The sequence below is a fragment of the bacterium genome, assembly GCA_030530825.1.
GTDB lineage: Bacteria > Patescibacteriota > Saccharimonadia > Saccharimonadales > Saccharimonadaceae > Nanogingivalis.
This window is the reverse complement of sequence record JAUMUF010000001.1, coordinates 315,315-341,711: the sequence shown is the minus strand read 5'-3', so window position 1 is coordinate 341,711 and position 26,397 is coordinate 315,315. Positions and strand designations below refer to the sequence as shown.

The 26,397-nt window shown below is 43.6% G+C and carries 24 protein-coding genes and 2 pseudogenes; 25 read left to right on the top strand and 1 reads right to left on the bottom strand.

Going from position 1 to position 26,397, the window contains the following annotated elements; translation table 11 throughout:
- Nucleotides 1–76 precede the first annotated feature (76 nt).
- The 13 genes and pseudogenes from Q4A21_01845 to Q4A21_01785 all read left to right on the top strand — a co-directional run bounded on the left by Q4A21_01845 (nucleotide 77) and on the right by Q4A21_01785 (nucleotide 17,548).
- Nucleotides 77–3,421 carry a DNA-directed RNA polymerase subunit beta gene (locus Q4A21_01845; protein ID MDO4902279.1) on the top strand — a complete coding sequence of 1,115 codons (3,345 nt, stop codon included), beginning with the start codon at nucleotides 77–79 and terminating at the stop codon, nucleotides 3,419–3,421.
- Nucleotides 3,422–7,279, top strand: a complete 3,858-nt coding sequence (gene rpoC / locus Q4A21_01840) for a DNA-directed RNA polymerase subunit beta' (protein MDO4902278.1) — start codon at nucleotides 3,422–3,424, stop codon at nucleotides 7,277–7,279.
- Between the two features lie 119 nt (nucleotides 7,280–7,398).
- Nucleotides 7,399–8,208 carry a DUF3592 domain-containing protein gene (locus Q4A21_01835; protein MDO4902277.1) on the top strand — a complete coding sequence of 270 codons (810 nt, stop codon included), beginning with the start codon at nucleotides 7,399–7,401 and terminating at the stop codon, nucleotides 8,206–8,208.
- Nucleotides 8,195–8,935, top strand: a complete 741-nt coding sequence (locus tag Q4A21_01830) for a DUF3592 domain-containing protein (protein MDO4902276.1) — start codon at nucleotides 8,195–8,197, stop codon at nucleotides 8,933–8,935. Before Q4A21_01835 ends, Q4A21_01830 begins: the two co-directional genes overlap by 14 nt.
- Nucleotides 8,928–9,563: pseudogene (locus Q4A21_01825) on the top strand (superoxide dismutase). Before Q4A21_01830 ends, Q4A21_01825 begins: the two are co-directional and overlap by 8 nt.
- Nucleotides 9,564–9,587: 24 nt before the next feature.
- Complete coding sequence (locus Q4A21_01820; GenBank protein ID MDO4902275.1) at nucleotides 9,588–10,160, top strand: ribonuclease H; 573 nt, start codon at nucleotides 9,588–9,590, stop codon at nucleotides 10,158–10,160.
- A gap of 147 nt (nucleotides 10,161–10,307) precedes the next feature.
- Nucleotides 10,308–12,398, top strand: a complete 2,091-nt coding sequence (fusA, locus tag Q4A21_01815; protein ID MDO4902274.1) for an elongation factor G — start codon at nucleotides 10,308–10,310, stop codon at nucleotides 12,396–12,398.
- 130 nt (nucleotides 12,399–12,528) lie between these two features.
- On the top strand, nucleotides 12,529–13,062 hold the full coding sequence (locus tag Q4A21_01810) for a hypothetical protein (GenBank protein MDO4902273.1): 534 nt from the start codon (nucleotides 12,529–12,531) through the stop codon (nucleotides 13,060–13,062).
- 121 nt (nucleotides 13,063–13,183) lie between these two features.
- On the top strand, nucleotides 13,184–13,399 hold the full coding sequence (locus tag Q4A21_01805; GenBank protein MDO4902272.1) for a hypothetical protein: 216 nt from the start codon (nucleotides 13,184–13,186) through the stop codon (nucleotides 13,397–13,399).
- 81 nt (nucleotides 13,400–13,480) lie between these two features.
- Entirely contained in the window at nucleotides 13,481–14,626 is a 1,146-nt protein-coding gene (locus Q4A21_01800) for an aminotransferase class V-fold PLP-dependent enzyme (protein MDO4902271.1), read from the top strand.
- Nucleotides 14,623–15,714, top strand: coding sequence for a hypothetical protein (locus Q4A21_01795; GenBank protein MDO4902270.1), 1,092 nt, complete (start codon nucleotides 14,623–14,625; stop codon nucleotides 15,712–15,714). Before Q4A21_01800 ends, Q4A21_01795 begins: the two co-directional genes overlap by 4 nt.
- A 127-nt stretch (nucleotides 15,715–15,841) precedes the next feature.
- On the top strand, nucleotides 15,842–17,026 hold the full coding sequence (tuf, locus tag Q4A21_01790; protein MDO4902269.1) for an elongation factor Tu: 1,185 nt from the start codon (nucleotides 15,842–15,844) through the stop codon (nucleotides 17,024–17,026).
- Between the two features lie 129 nt (nucleotides 17,027–17,155).
- Nucleotides 17,156–17,548, top strand: a complete 393-nt coding sequence (locus tag Q4A21_01785) for a hypothetical protein (GenBank protein MDO4902268.1) — start codon at nucleotides 17,156–17,158, stop codon at nucleotides 17,546–17,548.
- 53 nt (nucleotides 17,549–17,601) lie between these two features.
- Here Q4A21_01785 and Q4A21_01780 read toward each other — a convergent pair whose 3' ends face one another.
- Nucleotides 17,602–18,294, bottom strand: a complete 693-nt coding sequence (locus tag Q4A21_01780) for a phosphoglycerate mutase (protein ID MDO4902267.1) — start codon at nucleotides 18,292–18,294, stop codon at nucleotides 17,602–17,604.
- Nucleotides 18,295–18,489: 195 nt separating this feature from the next.
- Between Q4A21_01780 and rpsJ the strand changes: the two genes are divergently transcribed.
- The 12 genes and pseudogenes from rpsJ (at nucleotide 18,490) to rplP (ending at nucleotide 26,397) form a co-directional block, all read left to right on the top strand.
- Nucleotides 18,490–18,801 (top strand): 30S ribosomal protein S10, encoded by a 312-nt coding sequence (gene rpsJ / locus Q4A21_01775; GenBank protein MDO4902266.1) that lies wholly within the window; start codon nucleotides 18,490–18,492, stop codon nucleotides 18,799–18,801.
- Nucleotides 18,802–18,863: 62 nt separating this feature from the next.
- A complete protein-coding gene (locus tag Q4A21_01770; GenBank protein MDO4902265.1) occupies nucleotides 18,864–19,409 on the top strand; it encodes a hypothetical protein in 546 nt (181 codons plus the stop codon).
- A 215-nt stretch (nucleotides 19,410–19,624) separates the two neighbouring features.
- A pseudogene (nrdD, locus tag Q4A21_01765) lies at nucleotides 19,625–21,397 on the top strand (anaerobic ribonucleoside-triphosphate reductase).
- Nucleotides 21,398–21,675: 278 nt separating this feature from the next.
- Complete coding sequence (locus Q4A21_01760) at nucleotides 21,676–22,065, top strand: HU family DNA-binding protein (GenBank protein MDO4902264.1); 390 nt, start codon at nucleotides 21,676–21,678, stop codon at nucleotides 22,063–22,065.
- Between the two features lie 216 nt (nucleotides 22,066–22,281).
- Nucleotides 22,282–22,896 (top strand): 50S ribosomal protein L3, encoded by a 615-nt coding sequence (gene rplC, locus Q4A21_01755; GenBank protein ID MDO4902263.1) that lies wholly within the window; start codon nucleotides 22,282–22,284, stop codon nucleotides 22,894–22,896.
- A complete protein-coding gene (rplD, locus tag Q4A21_01750; GenBank protein ID MDO4902262.1) occupies nucleotides 22,896–23,483 on the top strand; it encodes a 50S ribosomal protein L4 in 588 nt (195 codons plus the stop codon). The genes rplC and rplD overlap by 1 nt, the downstream gene beginning before the upstream one ends.
- Entirely contained in the window at nucleotides 23,483–23,815 is a 333-nt protein-coding gene (locus tag Q4A21_01745) for a 50S ribosomal protein L23 (GenBank protein MDO4902261.1), read from the top strand. Before rplD ends, Q4A21_01745 begins: the two co-directional genes overlap by 1 nt.
- On the top strand, nucleotides 23,815–24,657 hold the full coding sequence (gene rplB, locus Q4A21_01740; protein MDO4902260.1) for a 50S ribosomal protein L2: 843 nt from the start codon (nucleotides 23,815–23,817) through the stop codon (nucleotides 24,655–24,657). The genes Q4A21_01745 and rplB overlap by 1 nt, the downstream gene beginning before the upstream one ends.
- Nucleotides 24,658–24,924, top strand: coding sequence for a 30S ribosomal protein S19 (gene rpsS / locus Q4A21_01735; protein MDO4902259.1), 267 nt, complete (start codon nucleotides 24,658–24,660; stop codon nucleotides 24,922–24,924).
- Complete coding sequence (rplV, locus tag Q4A21_01730; protein ID MDO4902258.1) at nucleotides 24,924–25,343, top strand: 50S ribosomal protein L22; 420 nt, start codon at nucleotides 24,924–24,926, stop codon at nucleotides 25,341–25,343. The genes rpsS and rplV overlap by 1 nt, the downstream gene beginning before the upstream one ends.
- The gene (rpsC, locus tag Q4A21_01725; GenBank protein MDO4902257.1) at nucleotides 25,343–25,978 is read left to right on the top strand and encodes a 30S ribosomal protein S3; all 636 of its coding nucleotides are present in this window, start codon (nucleotides 25,343–25,345) and stop codon (nucleotides 25,976–25,978) included. Before rplV ends, rpsC begins: the two co-directional genes overlap by 1 nt.
- Before the next feature lie 5 nt (nucleotides 25,979–25,983).
- Nucleotides 25,984–26,397, top strand: coding sequence for a 50S ribosomal protein L16 (gene rplP / locus Q4A21_01720; GenBank protein MDO4902256.1), 414 nt, complete (start codon nucleotides 25,984–25,986; stop codon nucleotides 26,395–26,397).

The following is a 26,397-nucleotide window of genomic DNA, read 5'->3' as shown; positions in this document are numbered from 1 at the left end:
ACGATGGCAAGATTTCGAAAAACGCAGGCGGAGAATCTTCGGGCCGATTCTAATAACACTTAAAGCGAGGAGAAAAATGGCGCAAAAGCGAACAAACGCCGCGGGTCGAGTGTTTTTTAACAAGCACGACGATATTTTGGCGACCCCAGATTTGATTGCTCACCAAAAAGAATCTTGGAAAGATATGCTTGATTCTGGTTTGAGCGAGATTTTTAGTGAATTGAATCCAATCGCTGACTACACCGGTCAAAAGTTGGAACTTCGATTCAAAAAATATGAATTTCAAGATCCTAAAACTACCAAGGATTTTGCAAAAGAAAACAATATCACTTTTGAGGCTCCGCTTCATGTTCAGGTTGAATTGACCAACCGAGTTACTGGCGAGATCAAGGAACAAGAGATTTACCTTGGTGATTACCCTTGGATGACAGATCAGGGAACATTTATCATTAACGGAACGGAACGCGTAGTTGTTTCTCAGTTGATTCGATCAGAAGGTGTTTATTTTAACGCAGAAACTGGCGTTGATGGTAAAAATTATTATGGCGCAAAGGTGATCCCTATTCGTGGCGCTTGGCTTGAATTTGAAACCGACCCAAAGACGGGTGTGATTTATGTTAAGATTGATCGCCGTCGTAAGTTGCCTGCTACAACTCTTATCCGTGCTTTGGCTCGAATTGGTAACGGCGAAATCCGCAATATCTTCAAGGACACAGATAATGGCGAGACTAAATTTATTGAAGCCACTCTTGAAAAAGATAACTCGATGGGTCCAAATGAGGCTTTGATTGAAGTTTACCGCCGACTTCGTCCAGGTGATTTGGCTACAATCGACAACGCCCGCTCGATGATTGAGCGAATGTTCTTCGATTTTAAGCGCTATGACTATGGTCGAGTTGGTCGTTACAAGATCAATAAGCGACTCAATCTTGAGACTTCCAACACTCCTGAAAATCGAACTTTCCAGATGGAAGACCTTTACGCAATTTTGAAAGAAATTATCCGTCTCAACAATACTCAGGGTGAAGTTGATGACATCGACAGTCTTGACAATCGCCGTGTTAAATTGGTTGGCGAACTCGTTGCGCGTCAATTCCGTGTTGGTATGCTCAGGATGCAACGAAACGCGATGGACCGTATGTCTTTGACCGACATTGAGAGCGTGACCCCTGGACAACTTGTTAATGCGCGCCCAGTTGTTGCTGCAGTTCGAGAATTCTTTGCTGGATCTCAGTTGGCGCAGGTTATGGATGAAACTAACCCGCTTTCTGAACTTTCTCACAAACGCCGACTTTCTTCAATGGGTCCTGGTGGTGTTACTCGCGACCGCGCAGGTCTTGAAGTTCGCGACAGCCACCCAACTCACTACGGTCGAATTTGTCTTGTTGAAACACCAGAAGGTGCCAACGTGGGTCTTGTGACCAACCTTGCAACCTTTGCTCGAATTAACGAATATGGCTTTATTGAAGCGCCATATCTCCGTGTTAAAAATGGTAAAGTTACAGATGAAGTTGTCTATCTCGACGCTGCAACTGAGGCTAAAGAAATCATTGCTGACGCAGGCTCCAAGTTGAATGATGATGGCTCCTTTGTCGAAGAACAAGTTTCTGCCCGAAAAAACCTTGTTCCTTCTCAGGTTGAAGCCAGCGAAGTTACTTTGATGGACGCCGTTCACCGCCAAGTTCTTGGTGCGGCTGCGTCGCTTATTCCTTTCCTCGAGCGCGACCGTATCGACCGCGCGCTAACTGGTTCTTCGATGCAGAAGCAGGCTGTGCCACTTCTTTGGTCTGAAGCGCCAACTGTCGGAACTGGTGTTGAGGCTGACATTGCCCGCAACCTTTCGCAAATTATTTTGGCTGAAGAAGACGGTGAAGTTGCTAAAGCCGACGCCAATACTATTACTGTAAAATACAAATCTGGCGAGAAATCTTACGAACTCAAGCACTTCGAAAAAACCGCGGATGATCGTTGCTACAACCAAAAAGTTGTTGTTTCTCGTGGCCAAAAGGTTAAGAAGGGCGACATCTTGGCGGAAGGCGCATCAATCAAAGATGGCGAACTCGCGCTTGGTCGTGACCTTCGTGTGGCGTTTATGTCTTGGGGCGGATTCAACATGGACGACGCCGTTATCATCTCTGACCGGCTTGTTAAAAACGACGCTTTGACCAATATCAACATTAAAGACTATATGGTTGAAGTTCGAGAAACCAAACTCGGCCCAGAAGTTATCACTCGCGATATTCCTAACGCCAGCGAATATGCACTTCGACATTTGGACGAAGATGGAATTGTCCAAGTTGGATCAGAGGTCAAGCCTGGTGATGTGCTTGTTGGAAAAATCACTCCAAAGGGTGAGCAAGAACTTTCAAGCGAAGAGCGACTCCTTCGAGCAATCTTCGGTGAGAAAGCAAAAGATGTCCGCGACACTTCAACTCGAATGAAGAACACAGGAAGCGGAAAAGTCATCGGCGTGAAGATTTTCTCTCGAGAGAACGGTCACGAAATGCGATCTGGCGTTCTTAAGCAGATTCAGATCTTCGTTGCTGAGGCTCGCAAGATTATGGTTGGTGACAAGATGGCCGGTCGTCACGGTAACAAGGGTGTTGTTGCGAAGGTTCTTCCAGAGGCTGATATGCCATTTATGGAAGACGGAACTCCAATTGATGTGATTTTGTCACCTCTCGGTGTCCCATCTCGTATGAACCTTGGTCAGTTGTTCGAAGTTCACCTTGGTATGGCTGCCAAAACTCAAGGCTACAAAGTTGCAACTCCAACTTATGACGGTGTTGATGCAGAAACTCTCGGTGATGAACTTGAAGCCGCAGGAATTTCCCGCGATGGTAAAGTTCAACTCTATGACGGTCAAACTGGTGAGCCATTCGAGCAGAAAACAACAGTTGGCTTTATGCATATGATTAAACTTCACCACCTTGTTGCGGACAAGATTCACGCCCGCTCAACTGGTCCTTACACTATGGTGACTCAACAGCCGCTCGGTGGTAAGGCACAAAACGGTGGTCAGCGCTTTGGAGAAATGGAAGTTTGGGCGCTTGAGGCTTACGGTGCTGCCAATATGCTTCAAGAGATGCTCACAATCAAGTCTGACGATGTTATCGGCCGCTCCAAGGCTTATGAAAGTATTATTAAGAATAACGAAATCGTTGGTCCTAAGTTGCCTGAGTCCTTCAATGTCTTGGTTAAAGAACTCCAAGGTCTTGGACTTCGCGTAGATCTCCTTGATCAAGGTGCGCAAGTTGACGCAGAAGAGTTGATCTCTGTTCGAAATAAGGATGAAAATTCTGTCAAACTCGAAGAAGACGACTCTGTGGAAACTATTCTCGATGAAGCCGATGGCGTTTTCGAAGATGATATGAATATTCAAGATATTGATGAAATTGATGAAATTAAGGAGGAGGCGTAAATGGCCAAGGTTGTTAACACCAATCAGATTTCTGATTTTGATGCTGTGCGTCTTGCTGTGGCCAGTCCAGAAGATATTCTGAACTGGTCTCACGGTGAGGTGACCAAACCAGAAACTATCAACTACCGAACGCAAAAACCTGAGCGTGATGGTTTGTTCTGCGAAAAAATCTTTGGACCAAGCAAAGATATCAATCCGTACGACAACAAACTCAAAGGTGTCCGAAGCCGTGAAGTTGCTGTCGACAAAAATGGTGAGATTGTTACTAAATCTATCGTTCGTCGTGAGCGAATGGGCCACATTGCTCTTGCTGCTCCAGTTGCTCACATCTGGTTTATGAAGGGCGCCCCAAGTGCGATGAGCCTACTTCTTGGTATGACTGTTCGAAATATCGAGCGCGTAGTCTACTTTGCAAGTTATGTTGTTCTTTCTGTTGATGAAGAAAAACGCTCGCAGTTTTTGGCCGATCTTGAGGCTGAAGATTCTGCTGCAAGAATGGCGATTAAACTTCGCTATGAAAACGCCGTTCAAGAGCCTGGTGCTGACATCAAGGCTTTGGCGGAAGAGCAAACTCGAGAAATTGAAGATTTGAACATCAAATATCAAGAGAAAAAATCTCAACTCGACAGCCTCGTTAAAGGCTCTCTAATGAGTGAAACTGACTATCGAGAACTTCCAGAAGAATACGATGAAATCATCGAAGTTGGTATGGGTGGTGAAGCCATCAAGCGACTTCTCGATGAGATTGATATCAATGAACTCGTGGATTCTTTGAAAGAAGAAGCAGAAAAGGCCAAAGGTCAACGCGAGAAGAAAATCTTGAAGCGTCTCAAAACTATCGAAGGTATGCAATCTGCAGGCATCAAGCCTTCAAGCCTCTGCTTGACTGTTCTCCCTGTGATTCCACCGGACCTTCGTCCAATGGTTCAACTTACTGGTGGTCGTTTTGCGACATCTGATCTCAATGATCTTTATCGCCGAGTTATCAACCGCAACAACCGCTTGAAGAAGTTGATTGAACTTAACGCCCCAATGGTAATCAAGCGCAACGAAATGCGAATGCTCCAAGAGGCCGTTGACTCACTCATCGACAACAATGCTTCTCGAAGCGGTCGAAGCGCCAACACAACTGGCGGTCGACGCAAACTCAAGTCACTCAGCGATATGCTCAAAGGTAAGCAGGGTCGCTTCCGTCAGAACCTTCTTGGTAAGCGCGTTGACTACTCTGGTCGTTCTGTGATCGTTGTCGGTCCAACCCTTAAGGCTCATCAATGCGGTCTTCCAAAGCAAATGGCGCTTGAACTCTTTAAGCCGTTCATTATTTCTTGGTTGATTGAAAAAGACTACGCGCATAACATTCGAAGCGCAACTCGTTTGATTGACGCTGGTGCTGCTGAAGTTTGGGACGCTTTGGATGAAGTTATCGTGGATAAATATGTCCTCTTAAACCGCGCTCCATCACTTCACCGCCTAAGTATTCAGGCCTTCCAGCCAAAACTCGTTGACGGTAAAGCGATCCAACTTCACCCGCTCGTGGCTAACGGATTTAACGCCGACTATGACGGTGACCAGATGGCTGTTCACTTGCCGCTTTCTGACGCCGCTCAGGCTGAAGCTCGCGATTTGATGAGCATTTCGCACAACTTGTTGAAGCCAGCCGATGGTCAGCCAGTTCTTTCTGTCGACCAGGACGTCGTTTACGGAAACTACTACTTGACTTACGAAAAGCAAAGTGAAGCTTCGAAAGAAGTTAAGCCTTTCGCCTCAGTTTATGAAGCCGAAATGGCCTACGACGCTGGCAAGATTGCGCTTCAAACTCCAATCCGTGTTTATGCTAAGGGTGAGATCCGCAACACAACACTCGGTCGAGTTTTCTTCAATGAGCTCTTGCCAAGCGATTACCCATACAATAACAATCCGCAAACCAAGAAAGAAATCAACAAGGTTCTCGCTGATATGTTTGCGATTTACGGCCCAGAAATGACCGTTAAAATCGCCGACAAAATTAAGGGATTGTCATTCCGTTTTGTTACAAAATCTGGTCTTTCTATCGGTAAAGAGGATTATACAGTTTATGAATCTGAAAAGATCCCAGAAATCATCAAAGAGGGTGACGATAAGACTACTTTGATCCAAGAGCAATATGACCAAGGTCTTTTGACTGATCAAGAGCGATACAACTTGATCATCGACAACTGGCATCAAGCAATTGATAAGGTTGACGCTGAAATTAAAAACCGCGTCGCAACTGAAGGTGCTGACAGTCCAGTTGGTTTGATGGCAGTTTCTGGATCTCGTGGTAATGCAACCAATATTCGTCTTGCATCTGGTCTAACCGGAATTATGGTGGACGCAACCAACCGAGAAATCGAGTTGCCTATCCGCTCAAATTACACACACGGTATGTCATCGCTTGAAGCCTTTGTGGCGACTCGTGGTGCTCGTCAAGGTCTTATCTCGACGGCTCTCAAGACTGCCGACTCTGGTTATTTGACTCGTCGTCTTGTTGACGTGGCTCAGGATGTCTTCTCTGTTGCTGATGAAGAAGGTGATGACGAAGGCTTCGCAATTTACCGTAATGAAACCAAAGAGACTATGATCGAATTCGGTGACCGCCTCTACGGACGCTTCACTGCTGAAGCAGTTCCAGGTCACATTGAAGCCGATCAACTCATCACACGAGAGATTGCTAATGCCATCGAGAAGGATGACAAAATCCAAAGTGTTAAAATCCAAAGCGTTCTTTCAACATCTAACCTTTCAGGAATCCCGCAGAAGTCTTACGGTATCGATATGGCGACTGGCCTTCTCGTTAAAAACGCAGAACCAGTTGGTGTGATTGCCGCCCAATCTGTTGGTGAGCCTGGAACGCAGTTGACACTCAACACATTCCACTCATCTGGTGTTGCTGGATCTGGTGCGATTTCGCAGGGTCTTCCTCGTGTTGAAGAGTTGCTCGAAGCCCGCACTCCAAAGGGTCAAGCCTACATTACAGAAGTTGCTGGTGTTGTGGATATTTGGGAAGACGGACAATTTAACATCATCCAAATCACTCCTCAAACTGGCCGAAAAGAGAAAATCTCTCTCGATGGTCGAAATGTCGTTGTCAAAGCCGGCGCTCTCGTGAAAACTGGCGACATCATCGCTCACAAGAATGGCGTGAAGTCTATCATTGCTCCATTTGATGGTAATGTTGAAGTTAATGGCGATACGTTGATTTTGACCGCCGCAGAATCATCTGCTGTCAAATATCAAATTCCAAATACAGCCGCTCTCACAGTTTCGAAAAACGATTTTGTCGAAGCTGGCGATCGCCTCACAATCGGTTCGCTCAATCTTCATGATTTGATGCGACTCAAAGGTATCGAAGCAACTCAGCGCTACATTATGAACGAAATTTTGCGAATTTACGCAGCCCAAGGTCAAGACATTGCGTCTAAGCACCTCGAGATCATCGTTCGACAAATGTTTAGCCGAGTTCAGATCGAAGATGCTGGCGATTCTGACTTTGTAACTGGTGATATCGTATCCAAGGCTGCTGCTGTTGAAGCCAACAAGCAACTTGCCGCAGAGGGTAAAGAACTTGTTTCATTCAAACAACAACTTCTTGGTATCACTAAAGTTTCGATTTACAGTGACAGTTTCTTGTCTGCTGCATCGTTCCAGAACACAACCAGCGTTCTTATCGGCGCGGCTGTATCTGGTCGAGTTGACAAACTTCACGGTCTCAAAGAAAACGTCATCATCGGACGCAAGATCCCTGTGGGAACTGGCGCTCGAAATGCGGAAGCGCAAGATGAGGCTTTCGAAGAAGAAAATGAAGTTTCTTCCGACTTCGCTGAAAATGCAGAACTATAATCTGCTTAAATCCAATAAAACGCTAGCTTTGGCTGGCGTTTTATTTGGTTGCTTCAATAGTGTAATTATGGTAAAATTAAAGCATAAAGATTAAAATTTGAGGAGATAAGATTTGTAATATGATTGGCCAAATGGGTATGATTGCTGGAAAGCCTAGAAAGAAAAAAATGGGAATCACAAGCATTTTGTTAGGGTTGACTCCTATGGTTATTGCTTTTTATATATTTTCTTCTACCGCTGAATATAAGTCTATTATTGGATGGAAGAAAACAAACGCTAAGGTAGTGAATATTGACGCCCAACAAAATACCGATAAAAAAGGCAGGAGATATACCACAACTTATCCAGTTTTTCAGATCTTTGTTGATGGTATAGAATATCGAAATAACGGTGCGTACATAATTGGTCAAGAATATCACATTGGCGAGACTAAGGAAATAGTCTATAACCCCAAGAATCCAAATAATATGAGGGAGCATTCAACAACGGTGCTGATAATTTCTGGTGGATTGTTTGCTCTTGGTATGTTGGGGGTTGCGATAATTGCGACTTCGATTATTAAGCAGAAGAATAAAGAAAAAGCCATCAAAAATGCTCGTAGTTCTGGCGATATCCTAAATGGTGAGATCGTTAGGCTTGAGGATACCGGTGTTAGGATTAATAATGTGGAAAATATCAATGTTGTCATCGGATTTGAATATCAAGGGCAGTATATGGAAACAAAGTGCGTTATGACTCGGATTACGGAGGCTAATTTGCACGATTATTTTAAGAGTCCAACTCCGATTCCGGTTTATTTCGATCGGCGCAATCCGACAAAATTTTATGTTGAAGAAGAGTCAATTATAGCGGTTTCTAATAGCGCACTTGATTTCGTTAAACAAATGGCGATGTCGCAAAGTGAAGGGTCTAAAGATGAAGTCTTATAATAGTCTTATTCTGGGTGCGATATTGCTGATTTTAGGTGGAATTATGGTTGCGCCCAATCTGGATATCTTTATTAAGTCTAATATTCTTGGCTGGCAAAAGATTCAAGCAGAGATTACTGCTTTTGAAAAGCATTTGAACGGCGAAAAAATCGAGTATGAGCCAATAATAAATTTCGAAATCGGCTCGAATGTCTTCCAGCGCACTTTAGAAAAAACTGATAAACTTCCGCAGATCGGTGAAAAGGTTCCGGTTATTTTTGAAAATTCTAATCCGGAAAATGCCGTTGTTCAGCGGTTTGATTTTTGGCGCAATATAGGATTTGTGCTGATTCTGGCTGGAGCGGTTTTGTTGCTTGCTGTTGTCAAAAAAATAATAAAAAAGCCCCAAATTTCATTTGAGAATGATGGCGAAAACGAGCAGCGAGTGGCCATTCTCAAGCGGACTGGTGTGCAGATTTGGGGTGAGATTGTCGATATTGAAGTGATTGATGGCGATCGCGCTAAGGCGATGATTAGGGCTAAGACATTTGGCGGAATTGAGAAGATCCACCGCAGTGATACTATCGATGGGCTGACTCACGGCGCGTTGGTGGCATATTTGGCCAATCCTACACCAATTGCAATTTTTGTCAATCCTGATAATATAGAAGATTATTTTGTCAACTCGGAAGATGTCGAGCGGGCGATTGCTGAAAAAGTTAATTTTATGGAAGGAAAAAATGTTTAATTTACCAGAATTAAGATACGAGTATGATGCGTTGGAACCATTTATAGACGCAAAAACGATGGAAATTCACTACACCAAGCATCATCAGGCATATATTGACAACTTGAACGCTGCGTGGTCTGAATTGGAAAAGAATTTCCCAGAAATAGCCAAAATGTCGCTTGAAAATGTGCTTAAAATGAGAAGTAGTTCCATGTTTGAAAGAAAAACGCTCGAATTTGGCGCAGATTTCCACGCGCTTCTTGCTAAAATTGAGAATAATGGTGGCGGTCATCTTAATCACTCTCTGTTTTGGCGAATTCTACGACCTGCCAGCGACGGCCAAAATCTTCCATCGAGCAAGTTCTTATCGATTATTGAAAAGAATTTTGGCACTTTTTCTGAGTTTCAGGCGCAATTCAAGCAGGCCGCTTTGGGCCGGTTTGGCTCGGGCTGGGCGTGGCTTGTTGCGGATATTGACGGAAATCTGACGATCGATTCTTCACCAAATCAAGATTATCGGGCGGGTGCGATTCTTGGGCTTGACGTCTGGGAACACGCGTATTATTTGAATTATCAAAATCGTCGCGCCGATTATGTGGACGCATTTTGGAATATCGTCGATTGGGCGGAAGTTGAGAAAAATTATTTCGAAATCGTCAATGGTGGCGATATGGAGTATGAAGAAGGCCGGTGTGAAATTTGCCTGGACGATAAAACTTCTCTTAGATTAGCCGAAGGAACCTTTAACGAAGAAGAGTTGGCGGATGCGGAGTTTTTGTTGGAAGAATTCGAGAAGGAGCAAAAGTCTTTTCAAAAATCAGTTGAAAAGCGAGTGCTTTATACCGATGGCTCAGCCAGCCCTAATCCTGGACCAGGAGGGTTCGCGGTGATTGAAAACGGCACGCCGATTTTTCTTGGCGGCGAGGAAAATTCTACTAATATCAGAATGGAAGGTTTGGCGCTTAAGTCCGCTCTTGAGATATTGAGCAGACAGGAGGCGGAGATCTGGACGGATAGCGAGTTTTGGCTCAATGTTTTGACAAAATGGGCGCCCGCTTGGCAAAAATCTGGCTGGAAAAAGAAATCAGGTGAGATCAAAAACTTGGATATCGTCAAGCCTCTCTTTGAACTTTATCAAAATTCTCACGCAGAGATCAAGTGGTTAAGAGGCCATGCTGGGCATGAATTCAACGAGATGGCGGATGAATGGGCGAATCGTGCGCGCGAGGGTGAGCGGGTTTAGGATGCTTAATTTTGTCTTTACTTTAATCTCGAAATATGCTAAAATTAAAGGCGAAGCGTTGTTTTTGTGTCGGTTTGAATTTCGAAATTCGAAACAATAAATTGACGCCCAGAACAACTATTAAATAATAAATTTAAGAGGAATCAAATGAATAAAAATACTCCATTGGAAAAATTCCGAAACGTTGGTATCATCGCGCACATCGACGCTGGTAAGACCACCACAACTGAAGGTATCCTTTACCGAACAGGTTTGACACATAAAATTGGTGTTGTTCGTGGTGAAGGTGACGGTGCGACAACCGACTGGATGGAACAAGAAAAAGAACGCGGTATTACAATTACGTCTGCTGCGGTGACTTGTTTCTGGAAAGACCATAAAATCAACATCATCGACACCCCAGGTCACATCGACTTTACGGCGGAAGTTGAGCGCTCACTTCGCGTTCTTGACGGTGCTGTGACTGTTTTCGACGGTAAAATGGGTGTGGAAGCGCAGTCCGAAACTGTTTGGCGACAGGCTGACAAATACGGCGTGCCTCGTGTTTGCTTTATCAACAAAATTAACCAAACTGGTGGTGACTTCTACAAGTCTATTCAATCTATCCACGAGCGATTGAGCCGACAGGCGTTCCCAATTCACCTTCCAATTGGCTTCGAGCAAGAAATCAACGGTGTCGTTGATCTTATCGATATGAAGGCTTACACCTACGACAACTACGCTGACCACGAATTGAAGGTTGGTGAAATCCCAGCAGATATGCTTGAGAAGGCTAAAAATGCTCGTTCGCTTCTTGTTGAAAACGCTGTTGAGGCTGATGATGAGTTGATGATGCGATTCTTTGATGAAGGTGAAGAAAGCATTACTACCGAAGAACTTAAAGCCGCGCTACGCAAGCGGGTTTTGGCGGGTGACTTCTTCCTTGTAACTGGTGGTGACGGCCGCGGTGTGATCGTGGAAAAGGTTCTTGACCTTATTACTGATTACCTACCAAGCCCACTTGATGTTTCTGCCATTCAAGGAACTGATCCTAAGACTGGTGACGCTATCGAGCGTAAGCCATCTATAACTGAGCCAACTTCTGCTTTGGCATTTAAGATTGCTACTGACCCATTCGTTGGTAAACTTGTCTTTATCCGTGTTTATAGTGGTAAAATTACGGCTGGATCATATGTTCTCAACACTATGACTGGCAAAAAAGAACGCGTTGGACGACTTGTTCGAATGCATGCTGACAAGCGTGAGGATATCACAGAAATCGGCGCTGGTGACATTGCGGCTGTTGTGGGTCTTAAGGATGTTACAACTGGTGCGACACTTTGTGATCTCAACCACGGTATCATTCTCGAAGGTATCGAATTTGCCGAGCCTCCAGTTTCGATCGCCGTTGAGCCAAAAACCAAGGCTGACCAAGAAAAGATGGGTATCGCACTTCAACGACTTGCTGAAGAAGATCCAACTTTCCGCGTTCATACTGATGAAGAAACCGGCCAAACAATTATGTCTGGTATGGGTGAACTTCACCTTGACATCTTAATCGACCGAATGAAGCGTGAGTTTAACGTTGAAGCCAACATTGGTGAACCTCAAGTTGCTTTCCGTGAAACTATCCGCGGTATTGCTCAAGCGCAAGGTAAGCATGCTAAGCAGTCTGGTGGTCGTGGTCAATACGGTGACGTTTGGATTAAGTTTGAACCAAATGAAGCCGGAAAAGGCTTTGAATTTATTGATGAAATCAAAGGTGGTGTTGTTCCTCAAGAGTACCGCAAGCCTGTTGAGCAAGGTATTAAAGAAACTCTCGAAGGCGGTGTTATCGCTGGATATCCAGTAGTTGATGTTAAAGCAACTCTTTATGATGGTTCTTACCACGATGTCGACTCAAGCGAACTTGCCTTTAAGTTGGCTGGTGCTCTCGCAACTCGTGCAGGTATTAAGGATGCTAAGCCAGTTCTTCTTGAGCCTGTAATGAAGGTAGAAATCACCACTCCAGAAGAGTTCATGGGTGACGTGATCGGAGACCTTAACTCTCGCCGTGGTCGAATCGACTCAATGGATGACCTCATGGGTGGCTCAAAGTTGGTTCGTGGCTTCGTGCCTCTTGCCAATATGTTTGGCTACACCTCTGACCTTCGTTCAATGAGTAAGGGTCGTGCGGCTTCTACAATGGAACTCGCTCAGTATGAAGAAGTTCCACCTAATGTCGCGCAAGAAATCATCGAAAAGCGCAATGCTAAATAATTCGTTTTTTCGAACAAATCGCCTCTCGTAAAAGGGGCGATTTTTGTTGACTTTTTTCTGATAAAGTGTTAAAATATAGAAGATAGAATTTCGAAAGAAGTTCTAAATTTATTCATGGAGGTGCTTTTTTATGAAAAAGCAAGCAGAATTTGAAGCCCTTGTCCGCGATCAGCTTGGCGAATTGTATGATTATGCGTACAACACCCCAGAAACTCCAGCCAACAGTACGGATTTAGCTGTGGCGCAGTCTTATTATGAAGATTTGAGAGCAGAGCTTTATGAAGAGTGGCATAAAAATTCTAGAAAAGTTGGCCGTCGCAGTTCAAAAATGCGCGGAAGGGCTCAATCTATTTTTCGATCCGCTAAAGAATCTATCTCAAAATTTGGCGGTAGGTCGATTATCCTCAGTATCGAGAAAGCAAAAGATTCCCTTGATGGCGAGCTTATGTATCTTGGCGGAATGAGACTTGATGCGGTCCAAGCCAAAATTGGCCGTCGTGATGGTGCCCGTAAGAAAGGGCTGATCAATCGGGACCGCCAAAACAAGTTCGCTAAAGGCGCGGTGAATTTTATCGATCGGGAGATTAATCGCTTCGAGAGGAACTATGATCGTCGAAGCAAGGAAGCCGACCGCCTCAGTATCCGCTCTAAGCGGGTCTCATAAAACCTCCAGTTTAATGCCAGCCTTGTGCTGGCTTTTTCATAAATATTTGTCAAAAAACAAAAGATGTGTTAAAATCAGACTGAGGTTTTACCTTGAAAATTTCAGAAAGGAGGGCTGAGTTATGAAAAACCAAGCCCTTATTGATATAAAACGAAGTTCTGAGCGTCGCTATTCCAATGCGGATTTGAAAGATAAAAATGTCGCTTATCGCTTAATGCGAACTTGCGGTTTGGCGGTTTGTGATTTTGAAAAATTATTCCCAGGAGAAAGTTATTTTGAAATTAAAAATTTACGCCGCAATCGCGCCAAACTTCGTGCCAAAATTAACGCCAGTTAGCACATTTCCGCTCGAAATTTCGGGCGGTTTCTTTACGCTTATGAAAATTTGTGATAAAATGGTGAGAGTTAAGGAGGAATTTTGAACGATTTTGATTATTTAGGCGAGAATCATCACTATTTTGACGGGGCTTGCCAAACTTTGCGCCCGCGAGTTGTTATGGATGTCATGAATGAATATTTTACGCAGTACAACTCTTGTGGCGAGCGCGTGAAATACGCTTGGGGTCGCAAAGTTGACGAAAAGGTTGCGGAGAGTCGAGAGGCTGTTATTGACCTTTTGAAATTAAGAAAGCGCGATTATTTTGTAAGTTTTACGCTCAATACGACTTATGGATTGAATCTGCTTCTGAGCCAACTCGAACTACCGATTTCTCGCATTATTACGACTGAGATTGAGCACAACTCTGTTTTTTTGTCGACTATCGCTTTTGCTAAGAGAACGGGTGTGGAGAGAATTATTTTGCCAAGAGAGATCGACGGATCTATTTCTCTTGAAAATAATTTTTCGGACAGTTTGGTTGTTGTTAACGCTGTCTCCAATATCGATGGAAGGCGTCTTGAAAATGTGGCTAAGTTGGTGAAGCAGATTAAAAAACAGGGTGGATTTGTTATTTTGGATGCAGCGCAAGCAATTGGCTCTAATTTTGAACTTCTTCAAAAAGTTCCTGCCGATGCGATTGTGTTTTCTGCGCATAAAGCATATTCTGCCAGCCTTGGCGTTATGATTGTGCGTCGTGATTTGACCAGATTTATCAAAACTAGTTTTGTTGGCGGTGGAATGGTTTCGGGCGTAACTGCTGATGATTTCGAGATGTTGGACGGCGATCATATCCACGCGATTTTTGAGCCGGGACTACAGGCGTGGGCGGAGATTATTGCACTTAAGCCGGCACTCGAGTGGCTAAAAAAAGCCAAAAAATCCTCCCGAATCACAGAATTTTCGCAAGAAATTTTTGACTTTCTAAAAGAGCAAAAAGATGTTGTGGTATTGAATGAGAAATCTTCTCCGGTGATTAGTTTTTACCATAAAGATCTGGATGCGCATTTAATCGCTCAAGCGCTTTCTCAAGAAGGAATTATGGTTCGAAGCGGATATTTTTGCTGTCACTACTATCTCAAAGAAGTTAAGAACTATCCCCATTTAGTGAGGATTTCGCTTGGTCTTCACAACACAAAAGAAGATATTGTCAAATTAAGACAGGTTTTGGAAAGGATACTCGGATGATTTGTATTGCGGCATTTGTTATATTTTTAATAATTTGGCTATTTACGCCATTCTTGCGTCTTGTTGGTCAAAAAAAGTTGGCTGACTCTATTTCTAAATTATTCAAAAAATCTCTCCATTGTTTCACTCGGCGAGCAACTTTTAAGGCATGTGATAGTAATTTTGGTGATGAAATCAAGAATTCGATTCTCTCCAAAATCATCGTTAAGCATAAGAATTGGGTCAAGCCCGTCTCTGTTGCGATTGAGGGTGCTTCGTTGGTGATTATTATCGTATCGGTCTGGTCACTTTTGACTTTGGTTAAATCGGGGCTTGCATTATGGACCTTTGGCACCTGTGATGTGCGTAAGCCAGATGCCTGTGCTTTGTCGTCGGCTGAGGCTTGCTCTATTGATGATGTTTCTGGTGGAAATCCTGTTTCTAATTGGTTTGAAGAGTGGGGTGAGATTTTTAATGCTATTCCGACTAAATTTATGACTTTTAAGGCAAAAGATTTTATGGTCGAAAATTCCCACTTTTACGGTCAATTTAGCGAAAAATCAGAAAACTCCAATGGTGCAGCAGTTGATTTCTTCGACCCTGGCTGTATAGTTTGTAGAAATTCTTTTGCTTCTCAAAAATCGAGCGGATTCTTTGAAAAATATAAAACTCATTTGGTTCCTTACGTGATTCGTGGAGGAAATGGTGATAAGTTCGCCAATTCAGACCTTTTGGCGCGATATATTGAAGCCGTGCGAGATTTTCAGCCGGAAAATGGACCAAAATTGGCCGCAGAATGGTTTTTGGTTGAAAAGATCTTCACGGGAAAAGACGCACAAGGTGTTGTGTGGCAGGAGAATTTTAATGGCAAGACGCTTAAAGCGATGACTTCCGATAAGGTTGAAGAGAAACTAAGTGATTGGTTGGGTGAGGCTGGATTTTCTTCTGGGCAGATTGAAGATATTTCGAAGTCTGCCAAGTCTGAAAAAACAACCAGTAAACTCGAGCGCAACCGCCAAATTGTTGAAGAAAAGGTCAAGACTAAGCGGATTCCGACTTCGATTTATGACGGCAAGCGCCACGAAGGCTTGTATAAACCGCAAAATTAAGCGTTTTTCACTCTTTACATTTTGAAAAAAATCGAGTATAATTAAGGTAGCGTCGCATCGTGCGTTTTGGAAAAGCCGAGCCGTGCGATGCGAGATAATAATAAATAATATAAAGGAGAAATTCTAAATGGCAGAATTTGACCGCTCAAAGCCACACGTAAACGTTGGTACTATGGGACACGTTGACCACGGTAAAACAACTCTTACTGCGGCTATCACAGCAGTTCTTGCAAAAAAACTTCCATCAGAAGTTAACAAACCAGTTGCGTACGATCAAATCGACAACGCACCAGAAGAAAAAGCTCGTGGTATCACCATCGCTTCTTCTCACCAAGAATACGAATCAGAAAACCGACACTACGCTCACGTTGACATGCCTGGTCACGCCGACTACGTTAAAAACATGATCACTGGTGCTGCGCAGGTTGACGGTGCGGTTCTTGTTATCGCTGCAACTGACGGCCCAATGCCACAGACTCGCGAGCACGTTCTTCTTGCTAAGCAGGTTGGTGTGCCTAAGATCGTTGTCTTCTTGAACAAGATGGACATGGCTGATGAAGAACTCGTTGAATTGATCGAAATGGATGTTCGTGAGCTTCTTTCAAACAACGGCTTCGATGGCGACAACGCACCAGTTATTAAGGGTTCTGCATTGAAGGCACTTGAAGGTGATGCTAAATACGAAGACGCTATTATGGAATTGGTTGCTGCGATGGATTCTTACATCGAAGAGCCAGCACGAGACATGGACAAACCATTCTTGATGCCTATCGAAGACGTCTTCTCAATCAAAGGTCGTGGTACTGTTGCGACTGGTCGTATTGAGCAAGGTATCGTTAAACTTAACGACGAAGTTGAAATTGTTGGTCTTAAAGAATCACAAAAGACTGTCGTTACTGGTATCGAAGCCTTCAAAAAATCTCTTGACCAAGGTCAAGCAGGTGACAACGCTGGTCTTCTTCTCCGAGGTATTGACCGCGAACAAATCGAGCGTGGACAAGTTATCGCTGCTCCTGGCACAATTACTCCACACACAGAGTTCGAGGCTCAAGTTTACATCTTGAAAAAAGAAGAAGGTGGACGACACACTCCATTCTCAAAGGGTTACAAACCACAATTCTACTTCCGAACAACTGACGTTACTGGTGAAGTTGAACTTCCAGCGGACAAAGAAATGGTTATGCCTGGCGATGATGTAACCTTCAAGGTTAAACTTCAAGCGCCTATCGCTATGGAGCAGGGTTTGAACTTTGCTATCCGCGAAGGTGGCCGAACTGTTGGTGCTGGTGTTGTTACATCAATCATCAAATAATAGTTTTCAAGAGATTTCTTAAAACTAAAAATCGCTCTCGTTTATACGAGGGCGGTTTTATTTTGATTGATTTTTCTGCCTTAAAATGTTATAATAAAATTCATATTAAAGAAATGGGGTCGTACATTTATGAAAGATTTTTTTAAGGAATTTACAGATTGGGATGTCCAAAAGGTTATAAATACCGACAATCCTGAATCTGTGAAAGTTTCAGTCGCAAAATCACATTCTGGGAAAGTTTATAAAATATATGATTCCGTAGAAGACAAGATTTCTATCGGTGTCCATTTAAATCCTGGGCAGAATCGAGAACTTTTAATCATCTTCTGCGATGAAAATTCTCACAGAGAGAATTCTGAGTTTTATTCTTTGACGGTAAGTGTAGGTGGCGATGAGGTCATTGGTTATGTGTATAATGATCGAAAAATCGTTGCGCTTGGCGAGGAGAGATTTTGTAAAGTTATCGATATAGAAGATAGGTTTGTGGAACTTCTTGGGTTAAAACTCAGGAGCGCGTTGTAACTCCAAAATAAAACGAGCAGAAAATCGCTCGTTTATTTATTTTATCTTAAATTTTACTCACCCAAGAAATATTCGTTCAAAATATTGAGATCTTCGTCCAGTTCAAAGACAAGAGGAGGGAAGTTAGGGATTTCTACATCCATAATCTCTTCATCGGAAAGACCTTTAATATGCTTGACAAGCGCGCGGATTGAGTTGCCGTGAGCGCCGACAAAAACATTTTTGCCAGACTTGAGGGCCGGCGCAATTTTGTCTTCCCAGAAAGGTAGGGCGCGCTCGAAAGTAACCTTAAGATTTTCTGCATCTGGAATTACGCTTGAATCTAGCGATTTGTAACGGCGGTCGTTGTGCGCCGAGTGCTCGTCACCTTTATCCATTGCTGGAGGTAAAACATCATAACTTCGGCGCCAAATGTGAACTTGCTCATTGCCAAATTCTGCGGCTGCCTCAGCCTTATTCTTACCAGTCAAACCGCCATAGTGGCGCTCGTTGAGGCGCCAAGATTTTTCGACCGGAACCCAAAGTTGGTCTGATGCTTCGAGGGCAAGGTTGGTGGTTTTGATGGCGCGCTTTAGTACAGAAGTAAAGGCTAAGCCGAACTCGATCCCCGCCTCTTTTATCAATTTACCCGCATCAACTGCTTGCTGAACGCCTTTTTCGCTTAAATCTACATCAGCCCAACCCGTGAAGAGATTGGCTTTATTCCATTCGCTCTCACCGTGTCGCGCAAAAACTAATTTTACCATCTTTATCCTTTCTCTGATTTATTAAAACTATACCTCTATTTTATATCTTTTTTAATAAAAAATCCATATTGAAAGCGCTTGAAATCAACCACGGAATATGCTAAAATATAAAAGTAATATAAAATTATCTGAGAATTCGCCCAAGATTATCTTAAGGTCTCGGGAGAAGTTACGGATGTAGAATAAGGAGTAAAAATGTCAGAAGGATTGACAATTCGCATTCGCCTAAAAGCGTATGATCACAAAGTTATTGACCAAAGCGCAAAGCAAATCGTTGATACAGCCATCAGGACTGGCGCAACTGTTGCTGGACCGGTTCCGCTTCCAACTCGAAAGAGCACTTTCACCGTTGTGAAGTCTCCACACGTTTACAAGCCAGGTGGTGAAGCCTATGAAATGCGCGTTCATAAACGCCTTATCGATATCACCAACGCAACACCAAAGACTATCGATTCTCTTCAGAACCTAAGTCTTCCAGCCGGTGTTGATGCTGAAATCAAGATGTAATTATAACTCGAAGTTTTCGAATAAAGCCGCCCCTATCTAAAGAGGGCGGTTTATTGACTTTTATGAATAAAAATGTTATAGTAGGACTATATTTAAGAAAGGAGGAATCTAAAATGGGATTCCTTAGTAGCTTTACAAGTATGTTTTCAAATCAAACCGTTCAATTATCGCTTTTGTCTGCAGGAATAGGTCTTTTGCTTTTCTTCAAAGATAGGAAGCTTGACATAATAGACTCTATTTTGTTGCTGATGAGCCTGATTGGGATGATTCTCTGGGTGCTTGAAATTAACGGCATTAGGGGATACTTCAATTTTGGATTTAGCTCAGAAGGCGAGAGTGCTATTATCTCTATTGCTAACACAGCAATCTATCTGCTAACGATGACTGTTCTGTCGGTTTTACCAATCGTTCTGATAAGAGACAAAAGAAGCGGTGATAAAAAGAAAGAGCCTCTGTCGACAATCACTCTGCTGATTTTGATGTCGGTTGTGGTATTCTCCGTGATTCCGCAATTTGCTGCGCAGGTGTCAGATGGTGGTTTTTTGGTTAAGGCGGTTATGTTCTTGGTGTATCTTATAATAATTTACGCTGTCAGCACGCCTGAGTGAAAACATACTTCAACCCTCTATTAAAGAGGGTCTTTTTTATTTTTGAAAAACTACATATAGCGTTTGTTGTAAAAATAACTACCATATTTAGCGTTTTTGGTATTGATTTTTATATACACAAGCGCTATAATTATAAATAACTATTGGTCGCACATTAAAATTGAAAGGAAGTGATAAAAATGAAAATCACACCAAATCCAATCAAAATCGAGAAACATGAAAACGCCAACAAAGATTCACGGCAGTTTCATACTCGCCGCGACCTTACTGCTGGTGCGGTTGCCAAGGAACACGGTCTCCAAATGCTCCCAACGGAGGTCGCTCAAGCGCATCTTGACGGGCAAATTCATTTTCACGATTTAGACTACCACCCTTACTCTCCGATGACAAACTGTTGTTTAATAGATGTCAAAGGTATGCTAAAAAATGGCTTCACTATCGGTAATGCTGATGTTGAGAGTCCGCGCTCTATCAACACGGCTACGGCACAAATTGCGCAAATCGTAGCCAATGTTACGGGTCAACAATATGGCGGTTGTACAATCAATCGTGCGGACAAAATTCTAGGCGAGTATGCCAAGATTAACTTCGAAAAGCATTTAAATGATGCTGAGGAATTTGAAATTCCTAACCCGCAGAACTATGCTTGGAGAAAGACGCAAAAAGACATCTACGATGCAATTCAGTCCCTTGAGTATGAGGTAAATACACTCTTCAACTCTAATGGTCAGACGCCTTTTGTGAGTGTTGGCTTTGGCCTTGGCACGGATCGCTTTGAGCGGGAAATCCAGAAGGCGATTCTCCGCGTCCGTATCAATGGTATGGGTAGAGAGAAACGTACGGCAATTTTTCCGAAGTTGATCTTTACGCTTAAAAAAGGCCTGAATCTCGAGCCTCAAGATCCTAATTACGACATCAAGCAATTGGCGTTGGAATGCTCCACTAAGCGGATGTATCCAGATGTTTTGATGTATGAAAAAATCATCGAAATCACGGGGAGTTTTAAGGCTCCGATGGGTTGTCGGTCGTTTCTTCAGGGCTGGAAAGATGAAAACGGGGTTGAAGTCAATGATGGGCGGATGAATTTGGGCGTAATTACGCTTAATTTACCGCGAATTGCTATCGAATCTGGCGGAAACTTCGATAAGTTTTGGCGGATTTTGGATACACGTCTTGAAATTTGTCGTAAAGGCTTGGCGTTTCGAGCAGAAAGATGTCTCGAGGCTCAGCCCGACAACGCGCCAATTCTCTATAAGCACGGAGTTTTTGGTAAGCGATTGAAGACAGGCGAAGAGGTGAAAACTCTTTTCGAAAATCGTCGCGCCACGATTTCTTTAGGCTATATTGGGCTTTATGAAGTTGCTACCGTGTTCTATGGCAACGCTTGGGAGGATAATCGCGAGGCTAAGGATTTTACGCTTGAAATATTGCGCAAAATGAAGGCTAAGGCGGATGAATGGAGTGATATTTACGGCTATCACTTTAGTCTTTACTCCACGCCGAGCGAGAGTTTAACGGATAGATTTTGTCGTCTTGATACGGAAAAATTCGGGCTGATTGATGACATTACGGACAAGGGTTACTATACCAATTCTTTCCATTATGATGTCAGAAAATCGCCTACGCCTTTCGAGAAAGTTCTCTTCGAGAGCGATTATCCGCAATTTTGTAGTGGCGGTTTTATCCATTACTGTGAGTATCCACCTCTGGTAAATAACCCTAAAGCGCTTGAGGCAGTCTGGGATTTTGCCTATGACAAAGTTGGCTATCTCGGCACTAACACAGCGATTGACCACTGTTATGAGTGCGATTTTACTGGTGATTTTGAGCCAACAGCGCGTGGATTTCGTTGTCCGAGTTGCGGTAATAAAAATCCGCAGACTTGTGATGTAGTTAAGCGAACTTGCGGTTATCTTGGCAACCCTCAGGCTCGACCAATGGTTGAGGGCCGCCACAAAGAAATTTCTGCCCGCAAGAAGCACCTTTAAGCAAAAAGCCTCCAAGTTTATGGGGGCTTTTATTATTTTTTGCCTCCCTGAGACTCTTGACTCCCGCCCCGCGCTTATGCTAAAATAAAACCATAAATTTAAGTTCTTTTCGCTTATAATTTAAGGCAAGAAAGGAGCTTCTCGACTTCAAATATAGTTCAAATCAAATTCAATGCTAGTTAAAATCTTTTTCAAAGGGCATTGAAATTAAATTGAAAGGGCATTAAAAAACTTTTCAAAGGGCATTCAATTAAAATTTTAGCGTTTAAGGAGTAAAAATGGCTATTGAATATAAACCAATTGAACTAAAAAATCCAACCAAATTGTCCGAGCCTGCCAAATGGTACGCCAAGGCGTCGATGACTCGAAGTGTTGACCTTGAAGAAATTGCCAAGGCGATTAGCAAGCAATCCACTACTGTGAGCCACATTGATGTCTATGCCGTGCTGTTGGCGCTTACAGATGAAATTGGCGATAGGTTGGTGAATGGCGAGAATATTCATTTGGGAAAGCTTGGTTATTTCCGCACAACCCTGAAAAGCAAGGGTGTCGAAACCAAAGATAAGGTGAACTCTTCAATTATCGAAGAAGCGAAAGTGCGTTTTGTTGCCGGTAAAGCGCTGGAAGAAAAAATCAAAGCGGCAGAATTTGTTGCGGCGAAGAAATAATTCATTCAAGAAAAACTAAAAAGCGAGGCTTAAACCCCTTGCTTTTTCTTTGTTTTTATGCTACAATTGACCTTGAACTTTATTTGCGTAAATATTAAAACTTGGCAATGTGAAGGTTGCAACAGAGAATGCTCGACCGCAAAACCGCACGACAGCCAAGCTTTAAGAGTGTAAATGGAGTATTATAAATATTAACCTAATGGGAGCATAAGTGAAATGAAAACACTTCTCGGTACCAAGATTGGTATGACCCAAATCATCGGCGAAGATGGCGTTGCAACACCAATTACGCTAATTCAAGCCGGCCCTGTGACTGTGACTCAGGTCAAGACTGTCGAAACTGACGGTTACAACGCAGTCCAAGTGGCTTTTGGTGAGGGTAAGAACCTGAGCAAGGCCGTGGCTGGACATGTAAAACCAGCAGAGGTAACTCCGAAGCATATTCGTGAGTTCCGCGTTGACGAGATTTCTTCAGAAATCAAAGTCGGCTCAAAAATCAATGTTGAAGCGTTTGCGCTCGGCGACATCGTAGATGTTACTGGCACAAGCAAAGGTAAAGGTTTTGCAGGAACCGTTAAACGCCACAACTTCAACACAAGTAAAAGTTCTCACGGTGGCAACGGCAACGTTCGACGCGTGGGTTCAATCGGTTCAATGTATCCACAAAAAGTCTTCAAAGGTAAGCGAATGCCTGGCCGAATGGGTCACGACCGCGTAACTGTGAAGAATCTTGTTGTTGCGTACATTGACGCAGAAAACAACCTTATTGGTCTAAAAGGCGCTGTGCCAGGACCTAAGAAGGGTCTCGTAAGTATTGGAGGTAAAGCATAATGGCTGAAAAAACAACTCTACCAAAGAGCGTTTTTGCGGTTGAAGTTCGCAATCATGAACTTTTGAAACTTGCCTACGACGCTTACTTGGCAAATAATCGACTTGCTTCGGCAACAACCAAACAGCGTGGTGAAGTCCGCGGTGGTGGTAAAAAGCCTTGGCGCCAAAAGGGAACTGGTCGAGCACGATTTGGCTCAATCCGTAACCCAATCTGGCGAGGCGGTGGTATCGTTTTTGGACCACGCGGTAACGAAAACTACACCAAGAAAATTTCAAAAACTTCTAAGCGAGTTGCGCTTCGACAGGCGTTGACTGTTAAGGCCGACAAAGTGCTTGTTTCTGAAATCAAGACCACTGGTAAAACTGCTGAAGTTGCTAAATTCTTGGCAGACAACAAACTCAACCGACGAATCTTGATCGTTGCAGAAAAAACCGATGAGTTGATTCGCGCAACCAGCAACCTTTCTGAAGTTTTGCTTGTTTCGCCAATGTATCTAAATGTTTTCGACATTCTTAACGCTGACCACATTGTCATTGCGCCACAAGCAGTCGAAATCATTGAAAACTGGTTAGGAGGAGAAAAATAATGGCTATCAAACCTATTACTCCACGAGCAACCGAGAAAACTTATGCTCTTTCTGTAGAAAAAAATGTTTACGCATTTAATGTACCGCTTTCTTTGAACAAAAATCAAATCAAAGAAGCGATTGAAAAAGAATTCGGCGTAACCGTAACTGGTGTTCGAACCGTAATTCAATCTGGAAAAGTTAAGCGAATCAACAAATCTCGCAATCCAAAGCGATATGTTGCTGGCTCAACTACCCAGAAAGATATCAAAAAAGCCTATGTTTCTGTAAAAGAAGGCGACAAAATCGCAATCTTTGAAACTGAGGCCGCTCAAACTGAGGAGAAGAAGTAATGGCTATCAAAAAGTATAACCCAACGACTCCTGCTCGACGAGGTATGACCACTGAGGATTATAGCGAAATCACAACCAAGAAACCGCTAAAATCTCTCTTGAAGGCAAAAAAGCAAAATGCTGGTCGCAACAACTCTGGTCGAATTACTGTTCGACACCGAGGTGGTGGTGTAAAGAGGCATTACCGCATCTTGACCCACAAATTGCCACTTGGCTTGACTTTGACCGTTCGTGAAATCGAATACGATCCAAACCGATCCGCTCGAATCGCCCGCGTTCAAGATCAAAATGGCAAATTCTACTACGTTTTGGCTGACACTTCTATGTTCCAAGGCAAAACTTTCCAAACTGGTTCACAGATTGAAATCGAAGAGTCTAACCGCCTTCCACTTTCAGACATTCCAGTTGGTGCGCAAATTTACGCAATTGAAATCACTCCAGGCAAAGGTGCCCAAATGGTTCGTTCGGCTGGCGCAAAAGCACAGTTGATGGCTAAAGAAGGTGACTATGCTCAGGTGAAATTGCCATCTGGTGAAGTTCGAAAATTCCGCTTGGAATCTCACGCTTCTCTCGGAACAGTTGGTAATATTCAGCACCAAAACGTAAAAATTGGTTCTGCTGGACGCAATCGCCGCAAAGGTATTCGCCCAACAGTTCGTGGTGTTGTTATGAACGCTGTAGATCACCCACACGGTGGTGGTGACGGTGGTCGTCACGGTATCGGCCGCGCGACTCCACGCACACCTTGGGGTCAACCAACTCTCGGCTACAAAACTCGTCGCCGCAAGAGCACTAATAAATTTATCGTGAAGAGTCGTCACGAAGCGAAGAGGAGAAAATAAATGAGTCGTTCATTGAAAAAAGGTCCGTTTATCGACTTCAAACTTGCTAAAAAGGTAGCAGCGCTTGGTGCCGATGACCGAACGGTAATCAAAACTTGGGCTCGCGCTTGTACAATCACTCCAGAAATGGTTGGTCGAACAATCGCTGTCCACAACGGTCGCCTTCATGTTCCTGTTTACATCACAGAAAACATGGTTGGCCACAAACTTGGTGAATTTTCACCAACACGCAAATTCCGCAAACACGGTGGAAAGGATAAAAAATAATGGCTACTAAAACAACACGTGCTTACATCAAAGGTGTCGCTCAGACTCCACGAAAAGTTTCGATCGTTGCTTCGCTTGTTCGAGGCCGAACTGTTGCTGATGCCCTTGTTATCCTTGATCACACTCCACGCCGAAGTGCGTTGGCAGTGAAAAAGGCTATCCAATCTGCTGCGGCAAATGCTAAAAACAACGACAACGTAGATCCAAAAACTTTGGTTTTGACTACTGTTTCTGTAACTGCTGGCGCTCGCCTCAAGCGATTCAAGCCTCATATGCGAGGTATGGCGCTTCCATTCCAGAAGAAATCTTCTAACATTTTGATCGAAGTTTCTGGCGTGGTTAAAGAGAAAAAGGCTCCAGCCAAAAAAGCCGAAGTTAAGAAAACCCCTGCTAAAAAAGCAGAGAAAGAGAGCAAATAATGGGACAGAAAGTAAATCCAATCAGTTTCCGTCTTCAGGCTCACAAAAACTGGGATTCTCGATGGTTCGCATCTAAAAAAGATTTTGCAAAGAACTTGGTAGAAGACGACAAGATCCGCAAGCACATTGAAAAGCGCTTCGAATCTCGCCCAACTATCGATCGCATCGAAATCGAACGAACTGAAAACCTAATCACCATCACAATTCACACTGCTAAGGCTGGTGTTGTGATCGGTCGAGGCGGTGCTGGCGTTCAAGAGTTGAAACTTCAACTTGAGAAACTCGTTAGCCTTCCAGTTCGAATCAATATCGAAGAAGTTCGACGCCCAGAACTTTCAGCAAAACTTGTTGCTGAAAACGTCGCTCATCAACTTGAACGCCGAATTAACTTCCGCCGTGCGGTAAAAATGGCGCTTCAAAATGTGATGAACGCTGGCGCAAAAGGTGTTCGAATCGAGGTGGCTGGTCGTCTCAACGGCGCTGAAATGAGCCGCCGTGAGAAATTCTCAGAAGGCTCTGTGCCACTTCATACAATTCGCGCTGACATCAATTATCACGGTGCTCGCGCCCAAACTCCTGCTGGTATTATCGGCGTGAAAGTTTGGATTAACAAAGGTGAAAGGAACGATAAGTAATGGCTATTTTATTACCAAAGAAGACCGCTCACCGAAAAGTTCGAAAAGGCAAAAACCCAGGCCGAGCAACTCGTGGAAACACTGTTGCCTTCGGTGATTATGGTTTGATGAGTCTTGAAAATGAGCGAATCAACTCACGACAGATTGAATCAGCCCGAACCGCGATGACTCGCTACATCAAACGTGGTGGTCAGGTTTGGATCCGAATCTTCCCTCACACTCCAGTTACCCGCAAACCACAAGATGTGAAAATGGGTAGCGGTAAGGGAAACCCAGAATTCTTTGTGGCAAAGGTTAAAGCAGGAACAATTATGTTCGAAATGAACGGTGTTTCTGAAGAAGTTGCTCGCGAGGCGATGCGACTTGCTGGCCACAAACTTCCAGTAAAAGTTAAATTCGTAAAGAAAGGTGAAATCTAA